At 67.9% G+C, this 18,402-nt stretch carries 19 protein-coding genes; 6 read left to right on the top strand and 13 right to left on the bottom strand.

What is annotated here, in order from left to right; genetic code table 11:
- On the bottom strand, nucleotides 1-1,305 hold the full coding sequence (locus C5F75_RS30895) for an MFS transporter (protein ID WP_059581334.1): 1,305 nt from the start codon (nucleotides 1,303-1,305) through the stop codon (nucleotides 1-3).
- Between the two features lie 18 nt (nucleotides 1,306-1,323).
- Complete coding sequence (locus C5F75_RS30890; protein WP_059581331.1) at nucleotides 1,324-1,857, bottom strand: 2,4'-dihydroxyacetophenone dioxygenase family protein; 534 nt, start codon at nucleotides 1,855-1,857, stop codon at nucleotides 1,324-1,326.
- A 176-nt stretch (nucleotides 1,858-2,033) separates the two neighbouring features.
- On the opposite strand from C5F75_RS30890, the gene C5F75_RS30885 reads away from it, so the two are divergent.
- Nucleotides 2,034-3,014, top strand: a complete 981-nt coding sequence (locus C5F75_RS30885) for a helix-turn-helix domain-containing protein (RefSeq protein WP_059581328.1) — start codon at nucleotides 2,034-2,036, stop codon at nucleotides 3,012-3,014.
- A gap of 89 nt (nucleotides 3,015-3,103) precedes the next feature.
- On the opposite strand, the gene C5F75_RS30880 is transcribed toward C5F75_RS30885, so the two are convergent.
- The 5 genes from C5F75_RS30880 to C5F75_RS30860 all read right to left on the bottom strand — a co-directional run bounded on the left by C5F75_RS30880 (nucleotide 3,104) and on the right by C5F75_RS30860 (nucleotide 8,894).
- On the bottom strand, nucleotides 3,104-4,669 hold the full coding sequence (locus tag C5F75_RS30880) for a GMC family oxidoreductase (protein WP_059581325.1): 1,566 nt from the start codon (nucleotides 4,667-4,669) through the stop codon (nucleotides 3,104-3,106).
- 187 nt (nucleotides 4,670-4,856) lie between these two features.
- On the bottom strand, nucleotides 4,857-5,825 hold the full coding sequence (locus C5F75_RS30875) for a helix-turn-helix domain-containing protein (RefSeq protein ID WP_060011764.1): 969 nt from the start codon (nucleotides 5,823-5,825) through the stop codon (nucleotides 4,857-4,859).
- Nucleotides 5,826-6,028: 203 nt separating this feature from the next.
- Nucleotides 6,029-6,823: a hypothetical protein gene (locus tag C5F75_RS30870; RefSeq protein WP_059581320.1), complete on the bottom strand. Its 795-nt coding sequence runs from the start codon at nucleotides 6,821-6,823 to the stop codon at nucleotides 6,029-6,031.
- Nucleotides 6,824-6,978: 155 nt separating this feature from the next.
- The gene (locus C5F75_RS30865; protein WP_059581317.1) at nucleotides 6,979-7,926 is read right to left on the bottom strand and encodes an aldo/keto reductase; all 948 of its coding nucleotides are present in this window, start codon (nucleotides 7,924-7,926) and stop codon (nucleotides 6,979-6,981) included.
- A 347-nt stretch (nucleotides 7,927-8,273) separates the two neighbouring features.
- Nucleotides 8,274-8,894 (bottom strand): LysE/ArgO family amino acid transporter, encoded by a 621-nt coding sequence (locus C5F75_RS30860; protein WP_059581314.1) that lies wholly within the window; start codon nucleotides 8,892-8,894, stop codon nucleotides 8,274-8,276.
- Between the two features lie 113 nt (nucleotides 8,895-9,007).
- Here C5F75_RS30860 and C5F75_RS30855 point away from each other — a divergent pair, with 113 nt between their 5' ends.
- The gene (locus C5F75_RS30855; RefSeq protein WP_059581311.1) at nucleotides 9,008-9,901 is read left to right on the top strand and encodes a LysR family transcriptional regulator ArgP; all 894 of its coding nucleotides are present in this window, start codon (nucleotides 9,008-9,010) and stop codon (nucleotides 9,899-9,901) included.
- 9 nt (nucleotides 9,902-9,910) lie between these two features.
- Here C5F75_RS30855 and fnr read toward each other — a convergent pair whose 3' ends face one another.
- The 3 genes from fnr to C5F75_RS30840 all read right to left on the bottom strand — a co-directional run bounded on the left by fnr (nucleotide 9,911) and on the right by C5F75_RS30840 (nucleotide 12,110).
- A complete protein-coding gene (gene fnr / locus C5F75_RS30850) occupies nucleotides 9,911-10,657 on the bottom strand; it encodes a fumarate/nitrate reduction transcriptional regulator Fnr (protein ID WP_059581308.1) in 747 nt (248 codons plus the stop codon).
- A gap of 103 nt (nucleotides 10,658-10,760) precedes the next feature.
- On the bottom strand, nucleotides 10,761-11,228 hold the full coding sequence (locus C5F75_RS30845) for a universal stress protein (protein ID WP_059581304.1): 468 nt from the start codon (nucleotides 11,226-11,228) through the stop codon (nucleotides 10,761-10,763).
- Nucleotides 11,229-11,702: 474 nt separating this feature from the next.
- A complete protein-coding gene (locus tag C5F75_RS30840) occupies nucleotides 11,703-12,110 on the bottom strand; it encodes a DUF3005 domain-containing protein (RefSeq protein ID WP_059581302.1) in 408 nt (135 codons plus the stop codon).
- A gap of 278 nt (nucleotides 12,111-12,388) precedes the next feature.
- On the opposite strand from C5F75_RS30840, the gene C5F75_RS30835 reads away from it, so the two are divergent.
- Nucleotides 12,389-12,622: a hypothetical protein gene (locus C5F75_RS30835; protein WP_006480138.1), complete on the top strand. Its 234-nt coding sequence runs from the start codon at nucleotides 12,389-12,391 to the stop codon at nucleotides 12,620-12,622.
- Nucleotides 12,623-12,759: 137 nt separating this feature from the next.
- Complete coding sequence (epsC, locus tag C5F75_RS30830; protein WP_089465888.1) at nucleotides 12,760-13,680, top strand: serine O-acetyltransferase EpsC; 921 nt, start codon at nucleotides 12,760-12,762, stop codon at nucleotides 13,678-13,680.
- 44 nt (nucleotides 13,681-13,724) lie between these two features.
- On the opposite strand, the gene C5F75_RS30825 is transcribed toward epsC, so the two are convergent.
- The 3 genes from C5F75_RS30825 to C5F75_RS30815 all read right to left on the bottom strand — a co-directional run bounded on the left by C5F75_RS30825 (nucleotide 13,725) and on the right by C5F75_RS30815 (nucleotide 16,186).
- Nucleotides 13,725-14,528, bottom strand: coding sequence for an SDR family oxidoreductase (locus C5F75_RS30825; protein WP_089465889.1), 804 nt, complete (start codon nucleotides 14,526-14,528; stop codon nucleotides 13,725-13,727).
- Complete coding sequence (gene folE / locus C5F75_RS30820) at nucleotides 14,528-15,163, bottom strand: GTP cyclohydrolase I FolE (RefSeq protein ID WP_059645050.1); 636 nt, start codon at nucleotides 15,161-15,163, stop codon at nucleotides 14,528-14,530. Before folE ends, C5F75_RS30825 begins: the two co-directional genes overlap by 1 nt.
- A 96-nt stretch (nucleotides 15,164-15,259) precedes the next feature.
- Nucleotides 15,260-16,186 (bottom strand): LysR family transcriptional regulator, encoded by a 927-nt coding sequence (locus tag C5F75_RS30815; RefSeq protein WP_006482291.1) that lies wholly within the window; start codon nucleotides 16,184-16,186, stop codon nucleotides 15,260-15,262.
- A gap of 116 nt (nucleotides 16,187-16,302) precedes the next feature.
- On the opposite strand from C5F75_RS30815, the gene pobA reads away from it, so the two are divergent.
- The gene (gene pobA, locus C5F75_RS30810; protein ID WP_059581292.1) at nucleotides 16,303-17,535 is read left to right on the top strand and encodes a 4-hydroxybenzoate 3-monooxygenase; all 1,233 of its coding nucleotides are present in this window, start codon (nucleotides 16,303-16,305) and stop codon (nucleotides 17,533-17,535) included.
- Nucleotides 17,536-17,679: 144 nt separating this feature from the next.
- Nucleotides 17,680-18,396: a 3-oxoacid CoA-transferase subunit A gene (locus C5F75_RS30805; protein ID WP_034205770.1), complete on the top strand. Its 717-nt coding sequence runs from the start codon at nucleotides 17,680-17,682 to the stop codon at nucleotides 18,394-18,396.
- The last annotated feature ends 6 nt before the right edge of the window (nucleotides 18,397-18,402 follow it).

Genomic DNA, 18,402 nt, shown 5'->3' with positions numbered 1-18,402 from the left:
TCAGCGTCCTCCGAGGTTCTGCGTGTCGAGGCGGCCGGCGGTGGCGCCTGCCAGCGCGCGCTTGCGCAGCACGGCCGGCGCGGTTTCGACGAGGCCGAACGACAGCACGCACGCGAGGATCGCGCCGATGGTCGACGTCCACATCGCGAACTGCAGGCCATACCTGTCCGCCGCGAAGCCGGCGACGGTCGGCGCGACGAAGCCGCCGATCAGCTCGCCAGCGCCCATGATCAGCCCCAGTGCGCTCGCGATCGCGCGCGGCGGCACCGTTTCGGCCGGGATCGTCGCCATGAACAGCGTGAAGCAGCCCAGCCCCGTGTACGTGACGAACACGAGCGCGCCGAGCGCCCACACCGGGCCGACATGGATCAGCACGACCGGGCACACGGCTGCGATCAGCGCGAACGCGATCATCGTCGGCTTGCGGCCGATCCGGTCGGAGATCGCCGGCACGGCGAAGCCCCAGAACACCCACGCGGCGCCGAGGCAGGTCATCACGACGCCCATGCCGGACGGCGACAGGTGGCGGCTTTCCACGAGGAACACCGGCGCGAACGAGATGATCACGACGAACCACGTGAGGAAGAAGCAGCTGATCAGCACGCAGAGCAGGATGTTGCGTTCCTTCAGCAATGCCCAGCGGCTGACGTCGGCGCCGCGTGCGGCCGGTACCGCGGTGGTATCGGCCTGCGCGTGGCGCGCGCCGCCGGGCGGCATTTCGCGCACCCAGCGCCAGATGCCGAACGCGATCAGGAAGCCCGGAACGCACGACACGTAGAACGCCTCGCGCCAGCCGTATGCGGTGGCGATGCCGATCACGACCGGCGGGCCGATCATCGCGCCGAGCAGGCCAGCGGCCGAGCCCTGCAGCAGGCCCATGTTCAGCCCGCGTCGGCTCGGCGTCGAACTCGCGACCATCAGCGATTGCGACAGCGGCAGCACGGGGCCTTCGGCGATACCCATCAGCGCGCGAAACGCGATCAGGCTCGCGAAGCCGCCGACGAGGCCCGACAGCGCCGAGCACACGGAAAAGCCGAGCACGGCCGCGATCAGCAGCGGCTTGCGCGTGCCGCGCGCGTCGGACCACGCGCCGGTCGCAGCACCCGACAGCGCCCACGTGAGCGCGAGCGCGGACGACACCATGCCGAGCTGCGTGTTCGTCAGGTGCAGCTCGGCCGACATGAACGGGAACAAGAACGACAGCGCGAGGCGGTCGAAGAACACAAAGCCGAACGTCATGAACAGGATCAGCAGCAGCCTGTTCTCGTACGTCCAAGCAGGTCCGGAAGAGGGAGGGGATGTCATCGTGAGCCTCGCCGCGCGTCAGCGGAACAGTTTCTCGATCGCTTGCGCGCCGAGGCCGACCTTCTCGTAGTGCGCCTTGCACATCGCGATGTACGAATGCACGTCGAAGTAGCCGTCGGGATTGCCTTCTTCGTCGAGCCAGATCAGCGGGCCCTTGACGATGAAGAACGCGCGCATCGGTTCGGGGTGATCGAATGCGACGAGCGTGTGGCCTTCGCCCGGCGTCTCGTAGACGAAATCGCCGCGCGTTGCGGTCCATTCGTGTTCCAGGTAGCCCCATTTCCCGGACAGCGTGTACGCGAACACCTCGTGCGGGTGATAGTGCCGGTTCACGAGCCCGGCTTCCTTCGCCATCAGGATGTCGCACCATTTGTTCTGCGACGGCGAGATCCACAGCGGCCGCGACGACACCGTTTCGGTAAACGGAACGTAATAGCGCTCGTCGTCGGTGGCCGCGTTCGGGATGTAGGCTTCGGGGAGCGCATCGGGCTTGAACGGATTGGCAATCGCCGGGATGTTTTGCCAGAATTCGGATACGGCTTGGTCGACCACGGTCTGTCTCCTTGTATGGGTTGTCGTGGGCTCGACTTTAGTCAGCCGGTGCGCGCCGCTCTTGACTGGGCTGGACGAATTGCTTGATCGCGCCGGACATTGCATCGCACCAAGATCCAGACGAACCATTCCCCGATCGGTGCCGCTCCGCACGACTGGCGCCAGCAGGAGGCGACGTGACGAATTCGACCGTTCTTTCATGCACGCGAGGCTCGACGGCCGACGTGCCGGCGCGCGACAGGATGGCGTACTGGGATGCGTTCAACGCGGCGACGCTGGTCGGCCTGCGCTGCTCGTCGCTGTCGCCGGCCGGGCTCGAAGTCGAGAAGACCGACATCGCGCTGCCGGGCCTCGGCATCGCGGACATCAGCGGGCAGGATCACGTGATCGAGCGCGGCCCCGCGCTGGTGCGCCAGTTGCCGAAGGAGTCGCTGTTCGCGTGCCAGATCGTCAGCGGGCGCGCGTATTTCATCCAGCGCGACCGCTGCCTGCTCGCGGAAGCCGGCGATGTCGTCGTCTACGACACGCGCGTGCCCTATCTATTCGGATTCCTGACGCCGATGCGGCAGCTGCTGATCGATATCCCGATCACGACGTTCGACGACCGCCTCGATGCGGAGCTGGCCGCGCTGCCGCTGCGGATCGCGCCGAAGCCGGGTGCGGGCGCGATGCTCGGCGCGACGTTGCGCACGAGCGTCGAGCGGTTCATGAAGGCGCCCATCGAGCGCGACGCCGCGCGGTTCGCCGAGCATGCGCGCACGCTGGTCGCGGAACTCATCGATACCGAAGTGAACGGCGCGGGCGCATCGCGCGCGTCGCTGTCGTACCTGCTGACCGCAAAGCAGTACATCGCGACGCATCTCGGCGAGCCGGAGCTTGCGCCGCAAGCCGTCGCCGATGCGGTCGGGCTGTCGCTGCGGCATCTGGGTCGCCTCTTCGCGGCCGAAGGCGAGTCGATCACGCAGCACATCTGGTCCGAGCGGCTGTCGCACGCGCATCGCGAGCTGACGGATGCGCGGCTACGCAAGACGAGCGTCGGCGAGATCGCGTTTCGCTGGGGGTTCTCGAGCCAGGCGCACTTCAGCCGCGCGATCCGCGAGCGCTACGGCGCGTCGCCGATGGCGCTGCGCGATGCGGCGCGTGAGGCCGTGGGGTGACGCCGGCTTGCGGATGATTCGGCGGCCGCGCGTGCATCACGCGCCGCTTTCGTTTTCGGCGCGGTGGGGTGCAGCGCACGCGCATCGCGTCACGCTGTCAGCATGAACTCGGCGCAGCGCTCCGCGATCATGATCGTCGGCGCGTTCGTGTTGCCGGACACGATGCGCGGCATCACCGAGGCATCGCAGATCCGCAATCCGTCGACGCCCCGCACCGCGAGACGCGGCGTGACGACCGCGTGCGCGTCGCTGCCCATGCGGCACGTACCGGCCGGGTGATAGACGGTTTTCGCGCGACGCCGCACGTAGTCGGCGAGTGCGGCATCGGTCAGCGGCTCGGCTTCGCGGACGATGCACGCGAGCGACGGCGCGCGGAGGATCCGCCGCGCGAGCGCGACGCCGCGCACGAGGCCGTCGACGTCGGCCGGATCCGACAGCGCACCGCTGTCGAACTGGATCGGCGCGGCCGGATCGTTGCCGCGCAGCCGAACGGAGCCGCGCGAGCGTGGGCGGAGCAGGCACGGGTTGATCGACAGGCCGTGGCCGGGCAGCGGTTCGCGGTCGACGTCGCCGACGAGCGTCGGCAGCACGTGGAACTGGATGTCCGGGCGGCCGCTGCCGGTGGTGTCGACGAACGCGCCCGATTCGACGACGTTCGACGTCAGCAGGCCCGTGCGGCACATCAGCCATTGCAGCCCGTGCCGCAACGCCCGCCACCCGCGATCCTCGCCCAGCAGGCTGATGGGCGCATCGCTGCGGCCGTAGATCGATACCTCGAGGTGATCCTGGTAGTGCGCGCCGACGTCGCGGCTGTCGTGCAGCACGTCGATGCCGTGCGCGTGCAGGTGCGCGCCGGGGCCGATGCCCGACAGCATCAGCAGCTTCGGCGTGCTCAGTGCACCGGCCGCGAGCACGACGTCGGCGCGCGCGGCGGCCGATCCCGTCGCGCCGCTCGCGGTGCACCATTCGACGCCGCTCACGCGGCGGCCGTCGAACCGGATGCGCGTCACGCGGCAGCCTGTCAGCACGCGAAGGTTCGGATCGGCGATCGCGTCGGCCAGGTAGGTGGCCGCGGTGCTGCCGCGCTGCCCGTCGAAGATCGTCGTGTGATAGAAGCCGACGCCATGCTGCGCGGCGCCGTTGAAGTCGTCGTTGTACGCGATGCCGGCTTCCTGCGCGGCCTTCACGAACGCGAGGCTCAGCGGATGCCGAAAGCGCGTGTCGCCGACCTTCAACGGCCCGTCGGTGCCGTGGTACGGCTCCGAGAGCCGCAGATGCGATTCGGCGCGCTTGAACACGGGCAGCACGTCGTCCCATCCCCACCCGGTGCAGCCGAGCGCGGCCCAGTCGTCGTAGTCGTCGCGCGTGCCGCGCACGTACAGCATCGCGTTGACCGAGCTGCCGCCGCCGAGCGTGCGGCCCTGCGGCACGTAGGTCTTGCGTCCCGCCGCGCCCGGCTGCGGCTCGCTCTCGAACGTGACCGTGCGTTGCGTGCCGAGCACGCGGATGAACGTCGCCGGAATCCGGATGAACAGGCTGTCGTCCTTCGGGCCGTCCTCGAGCAGCAACACGCGCCGGCCGGCCTTCACCAGCCGGTGCGCAACCGTGCAGCCGGCCGAACCGCCGCCGACGACGATGTGGTCGTACGTCTCCATCCCGCTTCTTCTCCTGGCTGTCGGGCGGCGGAACGAGTGCCGCCGCGCACGAAGTCAGCTTAGCGAGCAGGTTGCGGCCCCATTTGCCCGAGGCGGACGCCGTGCTTGCCTCGCCGGGACATCGCAACAAGCGGCGGTGCGAGCGGGAAACGGGCCAACGCAAGCCCGTTATTGGCGTGAACGGACCCTAGCACGCCGCGGCCGGCGCGCGCGTGTCGCTCGGTGTCTCGCCGAACCGCGCGCGATAGCTGCGGCTGAAGTGCGCGCTGTTGTTGAAGCCCCAGCGGAACGCGATCTCGCTGACCGTCAGGTGCCTCAGCGACCGGTCGCGCAGGTCGGCGCGGCAGCGTTCGAGCCGCCGCGCGAGGATGTAGCGCGTGAGCGGCATCCCCTCGATCTCGAAGACGCGCGCGAGCTGGCGCGGCGACAGGTTGATCGCACGGCTGACCGACCGGCTGTCGAGGTCGTCGTCGGCAAGATGGCTGTCGATGAACGCCTTCGCGCGCGACAGCGTGTGGACCGTCGACTTCGTCGGCGACGCGTCGCCGTCGTGCAGCCGCAGCATCGACTGCACGAGATCGAGGATTGCGGCGGCGCGCCGTTCGCGCGCGTCGGGCGTCGGCTCCGGCGGCGCGGCGAGCAGCGCATACACCTGCCGCACGGCCCACGACGCGACGCCGTCGCCGCGGTCGATCTTGACGAGGCTGCGATAGCGCCACGGGCCGACGCGCGCCTCGAACACGTCGCGCGGCACGTCGAGCACGGTCATCGCCATGTCGGCGGGAAAGCCGTGACCGTACGGCATCGACGTGTCGTACAGCACGAGGTCGCCGGGCCCGTGCTGCATGCAGTCGACGTCCTGGAACGTATAGCCGTGCCCCTCGTGCATCAGGCAGATGAACACGGCGTCGCGCTGGTCCGCGTGGATGTTGTGCGGCGTGCGCACGACCGCGTGCCGGTTTGCGACGATGTCGCATGCGCGGAACAGCCCGAGATCGCGTCTGCGCAGCGACGCGTCGATCCCCTCGGACGACCTTCCGCTGCATTCGATCCGCACGAGCGTGCGCGCGACATGGTCGACCCAGAAGTCGACGCGCTCGGCGCCGCGTACGGCGCGCGTCGAGATCGTGGCGATCTCCGTGCTGGTGTCCGGCATGACGTTCTCCCGATGACGGCCCGAGCGGGGCAGTCTCGGGCACGCCGAACGCCGCGGTCAATCCGTGAAAGACCCGGGGCACGCGCGTAATGCGCTTGCAGTGGGGCGCGGCGGGCGGTTGCGTGGCCGATGTCCGTCCAGGTCAACGAAAGCGGCCGTGCGAGTCAAGACGCGTATGCGGCTTTGGGGCAGGCGTTGCCGGCTTACTTCGACTTCGATGAAGACGACGGCAACCCGAGCGGCACGTCCTCTGTGTAGCCCATCTTGCCGCCGCGGAACTCGACGCTCACGTGGCCCGGCCGCTGTGCGTCGGCGACGTTCGCGTAGATCGACGTCATCACCATGCCTGCGTCGCAGTCGAGCGCGATCGTGCGATCGACGCGGCCCGTCGCGATGTTCACGGCCCGCAGCGACTGCATCGCCACGCCGCACTTGTCGGACAGCGCGTAGACGCCGACCAGCATGTGCGTCTTGGTGCGATACCACATCGGGATATCGACGCTGCCGTCGAGCTGCGGGTGCCGGTCGTCGGTGTCGTTCAGCCGCCCGCCTTGGCTCAGCGTGATCGGCAGCGCGTTGCGGCCGTCGTCCCACGTGCCGGTCGCCGTTTTGCCGACGACGTTCAGCACGATCGGGCAGGGCTTCGGCCGTGACGGCGACGCGGCCGGCACGACCGGCGAGTCGGCGTTAGACGCGGGCGACGAGGCTTCGCACAGCGTCAGGCGGCCGTCGGACTCGCGCTGGCCCCGCAGCGGGATCGGCTTGCGATGCGTGTCGTAGTAGTAGCTGCCGTCGACGCGCCAGCGGCCCGCGTCGTTGCGGTTGAGGGTGTCGTAGGTCTGCAGCGACACGTGCACCGGCGCGTTGCCGATTGTGCCGGTGTAGTTCGCGATTTCGTACCAGCCCGCGAACGACACGGCCGGTGCGCAGGCGAGCAGCGCGGCAATCGTTGCGGCGAGCGGACGGGCATGCCGGGAGCGGCGGGCGAGGTGGATCATCGGTGGTTTTTTATGCGACGTGGATTCGGCGCGAAGAATCCCGATCGAGCTGCGCGGCCATCGGATGTCCGCCATTGTATCCATCCCGCGCGCATCGCAGGCAGGCCGCAGAACCGCAACGCCGTTTTCCCGGTCTGCCTGCCGCCGCCACGGACTCACGGCGCGCTGGCTTCGTCGATCTGGCGGATGTCGTCCTGATCGAGCTTGACGCGGATCGCTTCGCCGAGCAGTTCGAGCTGCTCGAGCGACGTCGCGCTCGCGATCGGCGCGGTGATCGTCGGCCGCGCGATCTGCCATGCGAGCGCGATCGCGGCCGGCTGCGTGCCGTGCTTCGCCGACACGGCGTCGAGCGCCGCGAGGATGCGCAGGCCGCGTTCGTTCAGATAGCCGGCGACGCGATCGCCGCGCACGCTCTTCTTCAGGTCGGCCGCGCTGCGATACTTGCCCGACAGGAACCCGCTCGCCAGTGCGTAGTAGTTGACGACGCCGAGCTTCAGGTCGCGCACGACCGGTTCGAGATCGCGTTCGTAGTCGGCGCGGTTGAGCAGGTTGTATTCCGGCTGGATGACCTGATACGCGGGCAGCCCGTCGCGCGCGCTGATGGCGGCGGCTTCGCGCAGGCGTGCGCCGCTGTAGTTCGACGCGCCGATGATGCGCACCTTGCCCGCTTCGATCAGCGTTTGATACGCGCCGAGCGTTTCTTCGAGCGGGGCCGTGTCGGCGAGATCGCGGTGCGAGAAATACAGGTCGATGTAGTCGGTCTGCAGGCGGCGCAGCGAATCGTCGGCAGCCTTCAGGATGTTGTCTTTCGACAGCCCGGCACGCGCGCCGAGCATGCCGACCTTGGTCGCGATCACGACCTGCTCGCGCTTGCCGGAGCGCTTCAGCCACTTGCCGAGGATCGTTTCCGATTCGCCGCCGTGGTTGCCGGGAACCCACGCCGAATAGACGTCGGCCGTGTCGATGAAGTTGATGCCGGTGTCGGCGAGCGCGTCGAGCAACGCGAACGATGCGTTTTCATCGACGGTCCAGCCGAAGACGTTGCCGCCGAACGCGAGCGGCGAAACCTGGATGCTGGATGTGCCGAGGGTGCGATGTGCCATGTTCCTCTCCGATAACTGCGGGTAACGGGATTGAACTGCGGGATGGGTCGAAGCGATCGCGGCGGGACGGCAGGGTGCGCGGTGCGGTTCCGCCATGGTCGCGGGACACCGGACATTCTCGCCGATCGCTTCGATTCGTGCAGGCGGCGCGCCGCCGCGATGGTGGACGGTTTGCGGCAGATGGCGGATACCGTGTCCGCTGCGTGAGCGCTCCGTGCGGCTGCGTTCGATCGGGAGCGAATTTTTTGCGACGGGTGCGCGACGGAAGGGGGCGGACTGCCCCGGTATTACGGCGGAGCGGGGGAAAGACGGGCGGCAGACCGCCGCCCGTGCGCGGGACGGTTCGGTCAGCGCAACTGCACGGCCGCGAGAAACAGCACCATGCCGCCGATCGCGCCATCCAGCACGCGCCACGCGACCGCCTTGCGGAACCACGGCGCCAGCAATCGCGCACCATAGCCGAGCCCGAGGAACCACACGACGCTGACCGTCATCGCGCCGATCGCGAACGCGAGCCGCGCGCCTTCCGGCTCGCGCGCGCCGGCCGTGCCGATCAGCAGGAACGTGTCGAGATACACGTGCGGGTTGAGCCACGTGAACGCGAGCGTCATCAGCACGATCGCGAGCGCGCCCTGCGGCGGCGGCGCGACCGCGTCGCCGCGCACGTCGAGCGTGTCGTGGCCCGGCTTGAACGCCCGGCGCAGCGCGTTGATGCCGAACCACGCAAGGTACGCGAGGCCGACGTACAGCACCGCATGAACGAAGGTCGGATAGCGCTCGACGAGCGCCGATGCGCCGCCGACGCCCGCGCCGATCAGGATCATGTCGGACACCGCGCACAGCAGCACGATCTTGCCGACGTGCGAGCGCATGATGCCCTGGCGCAGCACGAACGCGTTCTGCGCGCCGATGGTGACGATGAGCGACGCGCACAGTGCGGCGCCGTGGGAAAAAGCGAGCCAGTTCATGATTGGGGGGGAAAGCCGTGGAAGCAGTGGACGAACGAATCGGGTAGCGGTAGTCTGCGATCAGCACGGAAATAAGAGAAGCTAAATCACCTAATGCGGATTAAGGAAATCTAATGCTCGACTACGCGTTGCTCGATGCCCTCGCGGCCGTGATCCGGCACGGCTCGTTCGAGCGGGCGGCCAAGGAGCTGAACGTCACGCCGTCGGCCGTGTCGCAGCGCGTGAAGCTGCTGGAGGAGCGGGTCGGCAGCGTGCTCGTCAAGCGCGGGCAGCCGTGTGTCGCGACCACGTCGGGCGCGCTGCTGTGCCGGCATACCGAACGCGTGCAGTTGCTGGAAGCCGAACTGGGCGGCCGGATGCCGGCATTGCCGGGCCAGATCGCGAGCGCGTGGCCGACGTTGCGCGTGGCCGTCAACGACGACAGCGTCGCGACGTGGTTCATCGACGCGGTCGGGCCGTTCTGCACGGCGCGCGAGACGCTGCTCGACCTCGTGATCGACGATCAGGATTACACGGCGTCGCGCATTCGCGACGGCAGCGTGCAGGGGGCGGTGACCGCACAGGCCGAGCCGATCCAGGGGTGCCGGTCGGAGCGGCTCGGGCGGATCCGCTATCGCGCGGTGTGCTCGCCGGCGTTTTACGCACGTTATTTCGACGCGGGGATCACGCGCGATGCGCTGCGCCGCGCGCCGTGCGTGATGTTCAATCCGAAGGACGGGTTGCAGGCGCGTTTCATCCGGCGCGTGACGCGCGCGGATCTCGATCCGCCGCAGCACTGGATACCGCACGTCGCGGGTTACCTGCGCGCGTGCGAAACGGGATTGGGATGGGGGATGTGCCCCGACCGGATGGTCGACCGCCAACTGGCGGCGGGCGAGTTGATCGACATGTCGCGCGGGCGAACCATCGACATCGATCTGTACTGGCAGAGCTGGCGTCTGTCGATCGGCTGGCTCGACGATTTCAGCGCGGCGCTGAAGGCGCGTGCCGCGCTGTTTCTCGATTGAGCGGCGGCGTCAGACGTGCTGCAGGCCGTCGAAGTCGACGATCTGCACGTGGCGGCCCTGCATTTCGATCAGGCCGCGCTTCTGGAATTTCGACAGCGTGCGGCTGACCGTTTCGAGCGTCATGCCGAGATAGCTGCCGATGTCCTCGCGCGTCATCCGCAGGTTGAATTCCGACGGCGAGTAGCCACGCTTCAGGTAGCGCGACGAGACGTCGAGCAGGAAAGCGGCGACGCGCTCCTCGGCGTTCAGCGAACCGAGCAGCATCGTTTGCGACGTTTCGCGCACGATCTGTTCGCTCATCAGCTTGTGCATGCGCAACTGCATCGAGCCGGCTTCCGAGCACAGCGCCTTGAGCGCGCTGTACGGAATCACGCACACCGAGCTGTCTTCCAGCGCGACCGCGGTGCGCGGGTGCGTATCGTCGCAGATGCCGTCGAGGCCGAGCGCTTCGCCGGCGAGGTGCAGGCCCGTGACCTGTTCGCGGCCGTCGTGGCGCGTCGCGACGGTTTTCAGCGAACCCGAGCGCACCGCGTACAGGTTGTCGAATGCGTCGCCTTCGCGAAACAGCGCTTCGCCGCGCTTGACCGGGCGAGCCGCGCAGATGACCGACTCGAGGCGGCTGAGCGCTTCGGGCGCCAGGCCCTGCGGCATGCAGAGGTGCCGCATCGCGCACGACGAGCAGTGTGCGGCCTGGCGGGGAGCCCAGCTACCGGTATGGGCCGTGGCGGCGGGGCGGGTGGCGACGGGCGTCAGCATGATCGTTTACTCCGGCGTTGAATCGACGAAATCATTGTCCCACCGCAAGTTGCCGCTGTCGGGTGACAAAACGTCGCGACCGGCCGCGCGTGCCGAACGCCGCTCACGCAGCCGGCTCATCCGCGTTGGCGGCGGCCGGGATCAGCAGCACGGGCAGCGTCGCGTGGCGCACGCATTGTTCGGCGATGCTGCCGAGCACGAGGCGGCGGAAGCCGCGGCGGCCGTGCGTGCCGAGCACGAGCAGATCGGCGCCGAACGCTTTCGCGCCGTCGAGGATCAGCGACGATACGTCGTTGAGCGACGTCGCTTCGTTCAGCCGCGTTTCGCCTTTCACGCCGGCGGCCTGCATCCGCTTCGCGAAATCCTGCGCGAGCGCGTTGCCCTGTGCGACGAGCTGATCGCGCAGCACGGACGGATCGTAGCCGGGCACGTTGTAGTAGATCGCGGCGTTCTCGACGACGTAGAACGGCTGCAGCTCCGCGCCGTGCGCTTTCGCGAGCGCCAGCGCGGCGTCGAACGCGTGGCGGGACGTGTCGCTGCCGTCGACGGCAACCAGAATACGCTTGTACATAGTGTCTCCGAGTGGCGGGTTGGAACGAAGTCGGCCGGATGGCCGATCGGGCCGGGCAATGCGCGATGCTGCGAGGCAGAGTAAACCAACGTGCACGATCGTGCAGCGAGGTGTCGCGTGCCGCGCTGTCCCTGTTCAGTTCGTGAACGGACATGCGGTGGCCGCCTCATTGGCGAAAACGCATGCGCGCGCATCGACCCGGCACGGCGATCACGCCGATGCGCCGCACGTATCGCCATTCAATCGCAATCGCGCCGGGGCGCCATGACTTCGGTCAATGCATGTGCGTCGATGCGATGCGCGGCATGCATGAATTGCGAAGGCCGATGCCAATGCGCGGCATCGTTCACTTCGGCATCGTGCGAGCGAGTATCGGCGCGCGGTCCGGTCGCACGCGCCGATGCACCGCCGTCGATCGCCGTCGGCGGCCGACGGCGATTCCCAAACGAACGATCGATTCAAACGCCGCGCCGGCTATTTCGGCACGGCCGTCAGCTCGATGACACGCTCCGGCCGGCGGCCGTGGCCGGGCCAGTACGCGCTGCCGTACATCCGGTGCACGGGACCGAACGGCGCGTCGCCCGCGGGCGGCGTGTCGAAGCCTTTCTCGATCACCACGTAGCCGGCGCGCAACGCGAACGCCGGATGGTTGCCGTCGGGGCGGCTGTCGAAACCGGCGAGGCCGTCGCCGGCTTCCGGCATCGCATTGACGAGCGACGCATTGCTGCGCGTGACCTGGTCGGGCGAGATCGGCCCGGCCCCGGCGACGCGCGCGGCTTCGCGGTTCTTGCCGTCGGTATCGACCGTGCTGTCGTGGGTGGCGTCGTTGTCGAGTTCGATACTGCGCGGATGCGCACGGCCTGTTTGAGCGGATGATTCCATCGCGGCTCTCCTGGCGGCGACACGCTCCGGATCGAAGCAAATCCCGTTCCGGGCACGACGGGAAAAGGCGCGCGGGCGATCGCCGCGGTCGCGCGGCGCGCACTGATTTGTCATGATTTATTTCAGCTAGAAGACGCGTTTCCTACAGAGTATGATTCTTTTCCTGCGAAGCGGCGACAGGGGATGAAGTCTCGCCGCCTCTGCCCGCGCCGGGGCGCCGCAGCACCCTCAAAGACGGGTAGCGAACAACAAAGCAAGGGACTAGAGGTGGCGGACTCATGCAAGCGACTACTGCCTTCACGCACCGCGGTTATCTGTTGAATTGCGCGCCCGCACGCGCCAGTGACGGTTCGTTCAAGCCCTACGTCGTGATCTCCCGATCGAGCGACGGGGAACTCGTGGCGAACCGTTTTTTCCCGATCGAGCTCCAGTTCAACGACGAAGGCGACGCGATCGCGCACGCGCGCGACTGGGCCGTGCGCTGGATCGACGCGAGCAGCATCTCGATGTGATGCCGTCGCGCGCGTACGGCGTCGGCCGTCCGGCCGATCCCCGGGGTGCCGCTCGCGGACAAAAAACGCGGTAATCTTGCGGAACCCGTCACTTTATTAGCGGCCGCGCGACCGAGCGCGGCTGCCCGCTTTGGCCTATGTCGACATCAGCCGCCCGTCAGTGGGGCCTCGAAGAAATCGTCGCCGGCTTGCGCGAATCGCGCGAGGAACTCCATCGCACGCGCCATCCGCGTGGCATCCGCGAACTGCCGTCGCGCGATGCGATCTGCAAGATTGTGACCGGCCTGCGCGCGTCGATGTTTCCGACGCACTACGGCGCGCCCGACCTGACCGACGAAAGCGTCGACTACTACGTCGGCCACACGCTCGAAAGCACGCTGCGCATCCTGTCCGAGCAGATCCGCCGCGCGTTGCCGTTCCTGCCCCAGCACGTCGATACGCCGTTCGCCGAGCTCGACGAACGCGCGTTCGAGATCGCGCGCGAATTCGGCCGGCAGTTGCCGGCGATCCGCGCGCTGCTCGTCAGCGACATCCAGGCCGCGTACGCGGGCGATCCGGCCGCGCAGCACATCACCGAGATCCTGCTGTGCTACCCCGGCGTGTTCGCGATGATGCACCATCGGCTCGCGCACGCGCTGCACCAACTCGGTGTGCCGTTGCTCGCGCGGTTCATCAATGAAATCGCGCACTCGGCCACCGGTATCGACATCCATCCGGGTGCGCAGATCGGCCCGAGCTTCTTCATCGACCACGGCACCGGTGTCGTGATCGGCGAAACCGCGATCATCGGCGAGCGCGTGCGCGTGTACCAGGCCGTCACGCTCGGCGCGAAGAGCTTCCCGGCCGATGGCGAAGGCGCGCTGGTGAAGGGCAATGCACGGCACCCGATCGTCGAGGACGACGTGGTGATCTATGCGGGCGCGACGATTCTCGGCCGCGTGACGATCGGGCGCGGCTCGGTGATCGGCGGCAACGTGTGGCTCACGCACAGCGTGCCGCCCGGCACGAGCGTCGCGCAGGGCAAGGTCCGCGAAGGCGGGAGCGCCGAGAAGCCGTAACGCGGCGGGCGGCGCGCCCGGTTCCCCGGCGCGCGCCGCATGCGTCAGTGCTTGCCGTCCGGCGAGCGGTGCTTGTACAGCACGTCCTGGTCGACGCGGATCAGGTTCTGGCCCGCATCGACGACGAAATCCACGCCGTTGTACGCATTGCCCGTCAGCAGCAGGATCGCGCTTGCGACGTCGTCGGGGCCCGCGATGCGCGCGAGCGGTGTCGAGGCGCGGCTCGCGTGTTCGAAGTCGGCTTGCGTCTGGTCATCGCTCGGCAGCATCAGCCCCGGGAATACCGCATTCACGCGCAGCACCGGCGCGGACGACAGCGCGAGCATCTGCGTCAGGTTGCCGAGCGCGGCCTTCGCGACCGTGTAGCTGAAATGGTCGCGGTGGAAGTTTTCCTTGATCTTCTGGTCGACCACGTTCACGACGACGCCCTGCGTGCCGGCCGCGCGGGCTCGCTCGTAGAACGCGCGCGTGAGCAGGATCGGCGCGCGGCAATTGACGGCCCATGCCTGGTCGAACGCCGCGAGATCGAAGCTCGGGAAATGGTCCTGCCAGAACACCGACGCGTTGTTGACCAGCACGTCGAGACGCCCGAAGCGCGCGTAGACCTGGTCGATCAGCGCGGTGATCTGCGCGGCATCGGACAGGTCGGCCCGCAGCGCCGCCGAATCGTGCCCGCGTTCGGCAATCGCGCGGGCGGCGGCCTGCGCGGCATCGGCCGAACGGTCGTAGTGCACCGCGGTGCGATAGCCGTGCGCGGCGAAATACTCGGCGAACGCGCGCCCGGCCCGGCGTGCGGCGCCGGTCACGAGCACGACGGGCGCGTGCGCCGTTTGCTTCGTCTGCTCCATCAGGTATTCGTCAGGTTGACCGAGGAAGGATTCGCGACGATCGACAGGAATTCGCGACGGGTCGACGGATCGGTGCGGAACGTGCCGAGCATGCGCGACGTGACCATCTCGACGCCCGGCTTGTGCACGCCGCGCGTCGAGATGCACTGGTGCGCGGCTTCGAGGATCACGCCGACGCCCTTCGGCTGCAGCACGTCGAACAGCGTGTCGGCGATCTGCACGGTCATCTTTTCCTGGATCTGCAGGCGCTTCGCGAATGCGTCGACGAGGCGCGCGAGCTTGGAGATGCCGACGACGCGATGGTTCGGCAGATACGCGACGTGCGCGCGGCCGATGATCGGCACCATGTGATGCTCGCAGTAGCTCTCGAAGCGGATGTCCTTCAGCACGATCATTTCGTCGTAGCCGTCGACCTCGCTGAACGTGCGCGCGAGGATGTCGCGCGGCTCCAGCGCATAGCCGGCGAAGAACTGCTCGTATGCGCGCACGACGCGTGCGGGCGTGTCGAGCAGGCCTTCGCGCGCGGGATCGTCGCCGGCCCAGCGCAACAGCACGCGCACGGCGTCTTCGGCTTCTTCACGGCTCGGCCGGGAGGCGACCGCCTCGGGCTGCGCGGATTTCTTTCCCTTACCCATCTAGTGGCTCCATCGAAGGCCGCCTGCGGCGGCCGATATCCGGGCATTGTTTCATGCTTTCGCCGGTCGTGCGTGCGGGCCGCCGCGCGTGCTTCTTCACTTCGGCCATTCGTCCTGCTCGTCGTTGAACAGCGACGCGACGACGCCGCGCAGCCACGCGGTGCGCGGGTCGTTGTGGTACTTGCGGTGCCAGTGCTGCTTCAGGTCGAAGCGCGGCAGCGCGAGCGGCGGCTCGACGGGCACGATGAACGCGTGCTCGGCTGCATACGCATAGCCGATCGCGTGCGGCACCGTCGCGATCAGATCGGTGCGGCTCAGGATGAACGGCAGGCTCATGAAGTGCGGCGTCTCGAGCACCGCGCGGCGCTGCATGCGCTGCTTCGCCAGATATTTCTCGAGCACCTCCTGGCTGCGGCCCTCGGCGCGCACCACCGCGTGTCCGCACGCAAGGAACTGCTCGACCGTGAACGGCGGCGTCTGCTCGAACGGATGGCCGCGCCGCATCAGGCAGACGAACCGGTGCGTGAACAGCCGCTGCTGGAAGAAGTTGTTGCCGTCGAGATCGGGGAAGTAGCCGACCGCGAGATCGATCGACCCGGCCTCGAGGCCGCGTCCGACTTCGTCGTGCGCGAGCGAGACCGAACGCAGGTTCGCGTGCGGCGCATGCGTCGCGAACGCCTGCAGCAGCTTCGGCAGGAACACGATCTCGCCGACGTCCGACAGCGCGATCGAGAACGTATGCGTGCTCGCGGCCGGATCGAAATCGTGCGGCGCGACGAGGCCGCGCTCGATCTGCGCGAGCGCGTCGCGGGCGGCCGGCAGCAACGCGAGCGCGCGCGGCGTCGGCTCCATCCCGCGCGACGTGCGCACGAACAGCGGATCGCCGAAGTACTCGCGCAGCCGGCCGAGCGCCGTGCTCACGCGTGGCTGGCTCACGCCGAGCAGGTCGCCCGCGCGGCTCACGTTGCGAGCGTCGTCGAGGGCGACGAGGTAGGGAATCAGGTTCAGATCGAGCGCATCCATCGCCGGGCCGGTATCTCCAGAACGTATACAACATATCTCCTGAATCGCGTTGCCGCATAGTCGGGAAAGCGCTGAAATGTGTTTCATTACTCGAACCAATGTTCTGGAGACGAACAATGCGCACCCAAGTCGCGATCATCGGCGCCGGTCCGTCCGGCCTTCTGCTTTCCCATCTGCTGCGCCTGCAAGGCGTCGATTCGATCCTCGTCGAAGCGCGTTCGCGCGAATACTGCGAGAACCGCATCCGCGCCGGCGTGCTGGAGCAGGGCACGGTCGACACGCTGAACGAAGCCGGCCTCGGCGACCGGATGCGCCGCGAAGGGCTCGAACATCACGGCATCGAGCTGCTGTTCGACGGCCAGCGGCACCGCATCGACCTATCCGAACTGACCGGCGGGCGCGCGATCACCGTCTACAGCCAGCACGAAGTCGTGCGCGACCTGATCGCGGCCGGTGTCGAACACGGCCATCAGATGCAATTCGAAGTCAGCGACGTCGCGCTGCACGATGTCGAAAGCGAGCACCCGTTCGTCACGTTCAAGCACGCGGACGGCCGTGCGGACCGCATCGACTGCGATTACATCGCCGGCTGCGACGGCTTCCACGGCATCGCGCGCCAGACGATTCCCGCCGAGCGGCTGAAGACGTTCGAGCGCGTCTATCCGTTCGCGTGGCTCGGCATCCTCGCCGACGCGGCGCCGTCGCTCGACGAGCTCGTCTACGCACATCACGACAACGGTTTCGCGCTGTTCTCGATGCGCTCGCCGACGGTCACGCGCCTGTACCTGCAGTGCAAGCCCGACGAGGATCTCGCTCAATGGTCCGACGCGCGCATCTGGGACGAGCTGCACACGCGCTTCTCGAACGACACCGGCTGGACGCCGACCGAGGGCCGGATCACGCAGAAGAGCGTGACGCCGATGCGCAGCTTCGTGTCGGAGACGATGCAGCACGGGCGTCTGTTCCTCGCCGGCGACGCCGCGCACATCGTGCCGCCGACCGGCGCGAAGGGCATGAATCTCGCGGTGGCCGACGTCCGCGCGCTGTCCCGCGCGCTGGGCGCGCGCTACCGGACGGGCGACGCGACGCCGCTCGAGCGCTATTCGGCGACCTGCCTCGAACGCGTGTGGCGCGCCGAGCACTTCTCGTACTTCATGACGAACATGTTGCACGCGTCGCCGGACGATTCGCCGTTCGTCAATCGCCTGAAGTTTGCCGAGCTGAAATACGTGACGCGCTCGCGAGCCGCCGCGCAGTCGCTCGCCGAAAACTACGTCGGCCTGCCGTTCGAAGACGCGACGGCCCCCGAGGGAACCCGCCTTGACAATGCGCTGTGCGCGCCCCTATGATCGGCTCATCGTTCGCTAATCGAATCTAGGTTCGATTAGCGAACAAATGCCGAGGGTCGACGAAGGCCTCCGGCGCGGCACGCGGCACGCGCGTGTCCCCTCGACAGGCCGCGCACGAGCCGCGGGTTCGCATCAGGAAGAGACATGGTCAACAAGATTTTCGAATCGCTTCAGTCGGCGGTCGCCGACGTCCACGATGGCGCGACAATCATGATCGGCGGTTTCGGCACGGCCGGCATGCCGTCGGAGCTGATCGACGCGCTGATCGAACAGGGCGCGCGCGACCTGACGATCGTCAACAACAACGCGGGCAATGGCGAGACGGGCCTCGCGGCGCTGCTGAAGGCGAAAAAGGTGCGCAAGATCATCTGTTCGTTCCCGCGCCAGAGCGACTCGCAGGTGTTCGACGCGCTGTACCGCGCGGGCGAGATCGAGCTGGAACTCGTGCCGCAAGGCAACCTCGCCGAGCGCATCCGTGCGGCGGGCGCCGGCATCGGCGGTTTCTTCACGCCGACGGGCTACGGCACCAAGCTCGCGGAAGGCAAGGAAACGCGCGTGATCGACGGAAAGCCGTATGTATTCGAGACGCCGATTCACGCCGATTTCGCGCTGGTGAAGGCGTACAAGGGCGACCGCTGGGGCAATCTCGTGTATCGCAAGACCGCGCGCAATTTCGGGCCGATCATGGCCAGCGCCGCGAAGGTCGCGATCGTCCAGGTGTCGGAAGTCGTGCCGCTCGGCGCGCTGAACCCGGAACACATCGTGACGCCGGGCATTTTCGTCCAGCGCGTCGTCGAGGTGCCGCAGGCCGCGCACGCGGCCGAGCTGGCCGCCGAACACGCTGCATCGCAAGCCGCCTGACCCGCC

The sequence above is a fragment of the Burkholderia anthinoferrum genome (genome assembly GCF_002925705.1).
In the GTDB taxonomy this organism is placed as follows: domain Bacteria; phylum Pseudomonadota; class Gammaproteobacteria; order Burkholderiales; family Burkholderiaceae; genus Burkholderia; species Burkholderia semiarida.
The sequence above is the reverse complement of the archived record's forward strand: the minus strand, read 5'-3'. Positions and strand labels throughout refer to the sequence as shown.

Excerpts from the sequence above, each read along its gene's own strand:
- C5F75_RS30895 (WP_059581334.1), bottom strand. The coding sequence starts at position 1,305 with ATGACATCCCCTCCCTCTTCCGGACCTGCTTGGACGTACGAGAACAGG.
- C5F75_RS30880 (WP_059581325.1), bottom strand. The coding sequence starts at position 4,669 with ATGGAGACGTACGACCACATCGTCGTCGGCGGCGGTTCGGCCGGCTGC.
- C5F75_RS30875 (WP_060011764.1), bottom strand. The coding sequence starts at position 5,825 with ATGCCGGACACCAGCACGGAGATCGCCACGATCTCGACGCGCGCCGTA.
- C5F75_RS30870 (WP_059581320.1), bottom strand. The coding sequence starts at position 6,823 with ATGATCCACCTCGCCCGCCGCTCCCGGCATGCCCGTCCGCTCGCCGCA.
- C5F75_RS30865 (WP_059581317.1), bottom strand. The coding sequence starts at position 7,926 with ATGGCACATCGCACCCTCGGCACATCCAGCATCCAGGTTTCGCCGCTC.
- C5F75_RS30860 (WP_059581314.1), bottom strand. The coding sequence starts at position 8,894 with ATGAACTGGCTCGCTTTTTCCCACGGCGCCGCACTGTGCGCGTCGCTC.
- C5F75_RS30855 (WP_059581311.1), top strand. The coding sequence starts at position 9,008 with ATGCTCGACTACGCGTTGCTCGATGCCCTCGCGGCCGTGATCCGGCAC.
- fnr (WP_059581308.1), bottom strand. The coding sequence starts at position 10,657 with ATGCTGACGCCCGTCGCCACCCGCCCCGCCGCCACGGCCCATACCGGT.
- C5F75_RS30845 (WP_059581304.1), bottom strand. The coding sequence starts at position 11,228 with ATGTACAAGCGTATTCTGGTTGCCGTCGACGGCAGCGACACGTCCCGC.
- C5F75_RS30840 (WP_059581302.1), bottom strand. The coding sequence starts at position 12,110 with ATGGAATCATCCGCTCAAACAGGCCGTGCGCATCCGCGCAGTATCGAA.
- C5F75_RS30835 (WP_006480138.1), top strand. The coding sequence starts at position 12,389 with ATGCAAGCGACTACTGCCTTCACGCACCGCGGTTATCTGTTGAATTGC.
- epsC (WP_089465888.1), top strand. The coding sequence starts at position 12,760 with ATGTCGACATCAGCCGCCCGTCAGTGGGGCCTCGAAGAAATCGTCGCC.
- C5F75_RS30825 (WP_089465889.1), bottom strand. The coding sequence starts at position 14,528 with ATGGAGCAGACGAAGCAAACGGCGCACGCGCCCGTCGTGCTCGTGACC.
- folE (WP_059645050.1), bottom strand. The coding sequence starts at position 15,163 with ATGGGTAAGGGAAAGAAATCCGCGCAGCCCGAGGCGGTCGCCTCCCGG.
- C5F75_RS30815 (WP_006482291.1), bottom strand. The coding sequence starts at position 16,186 with ATGGATGCGCTCGATCTGAACCTGATTCCCTACCTCGTCGCCCTCGAC.
- pobA (WP_059581292.1), top strand. The coding sequence starts at position 16,303 with ATGCGCACCCAAGTCGCGATCATCGGCGCCGGTCCGTCCGGCCTTCTG.
- C5F75_RS30805 (WP_034205770.1), top strand. The coding sequence starts at position 17,680 with ATGGTCAACAAGATTTTCGAATCGCTTCAGTCGGCGGTCGCCGACGTC.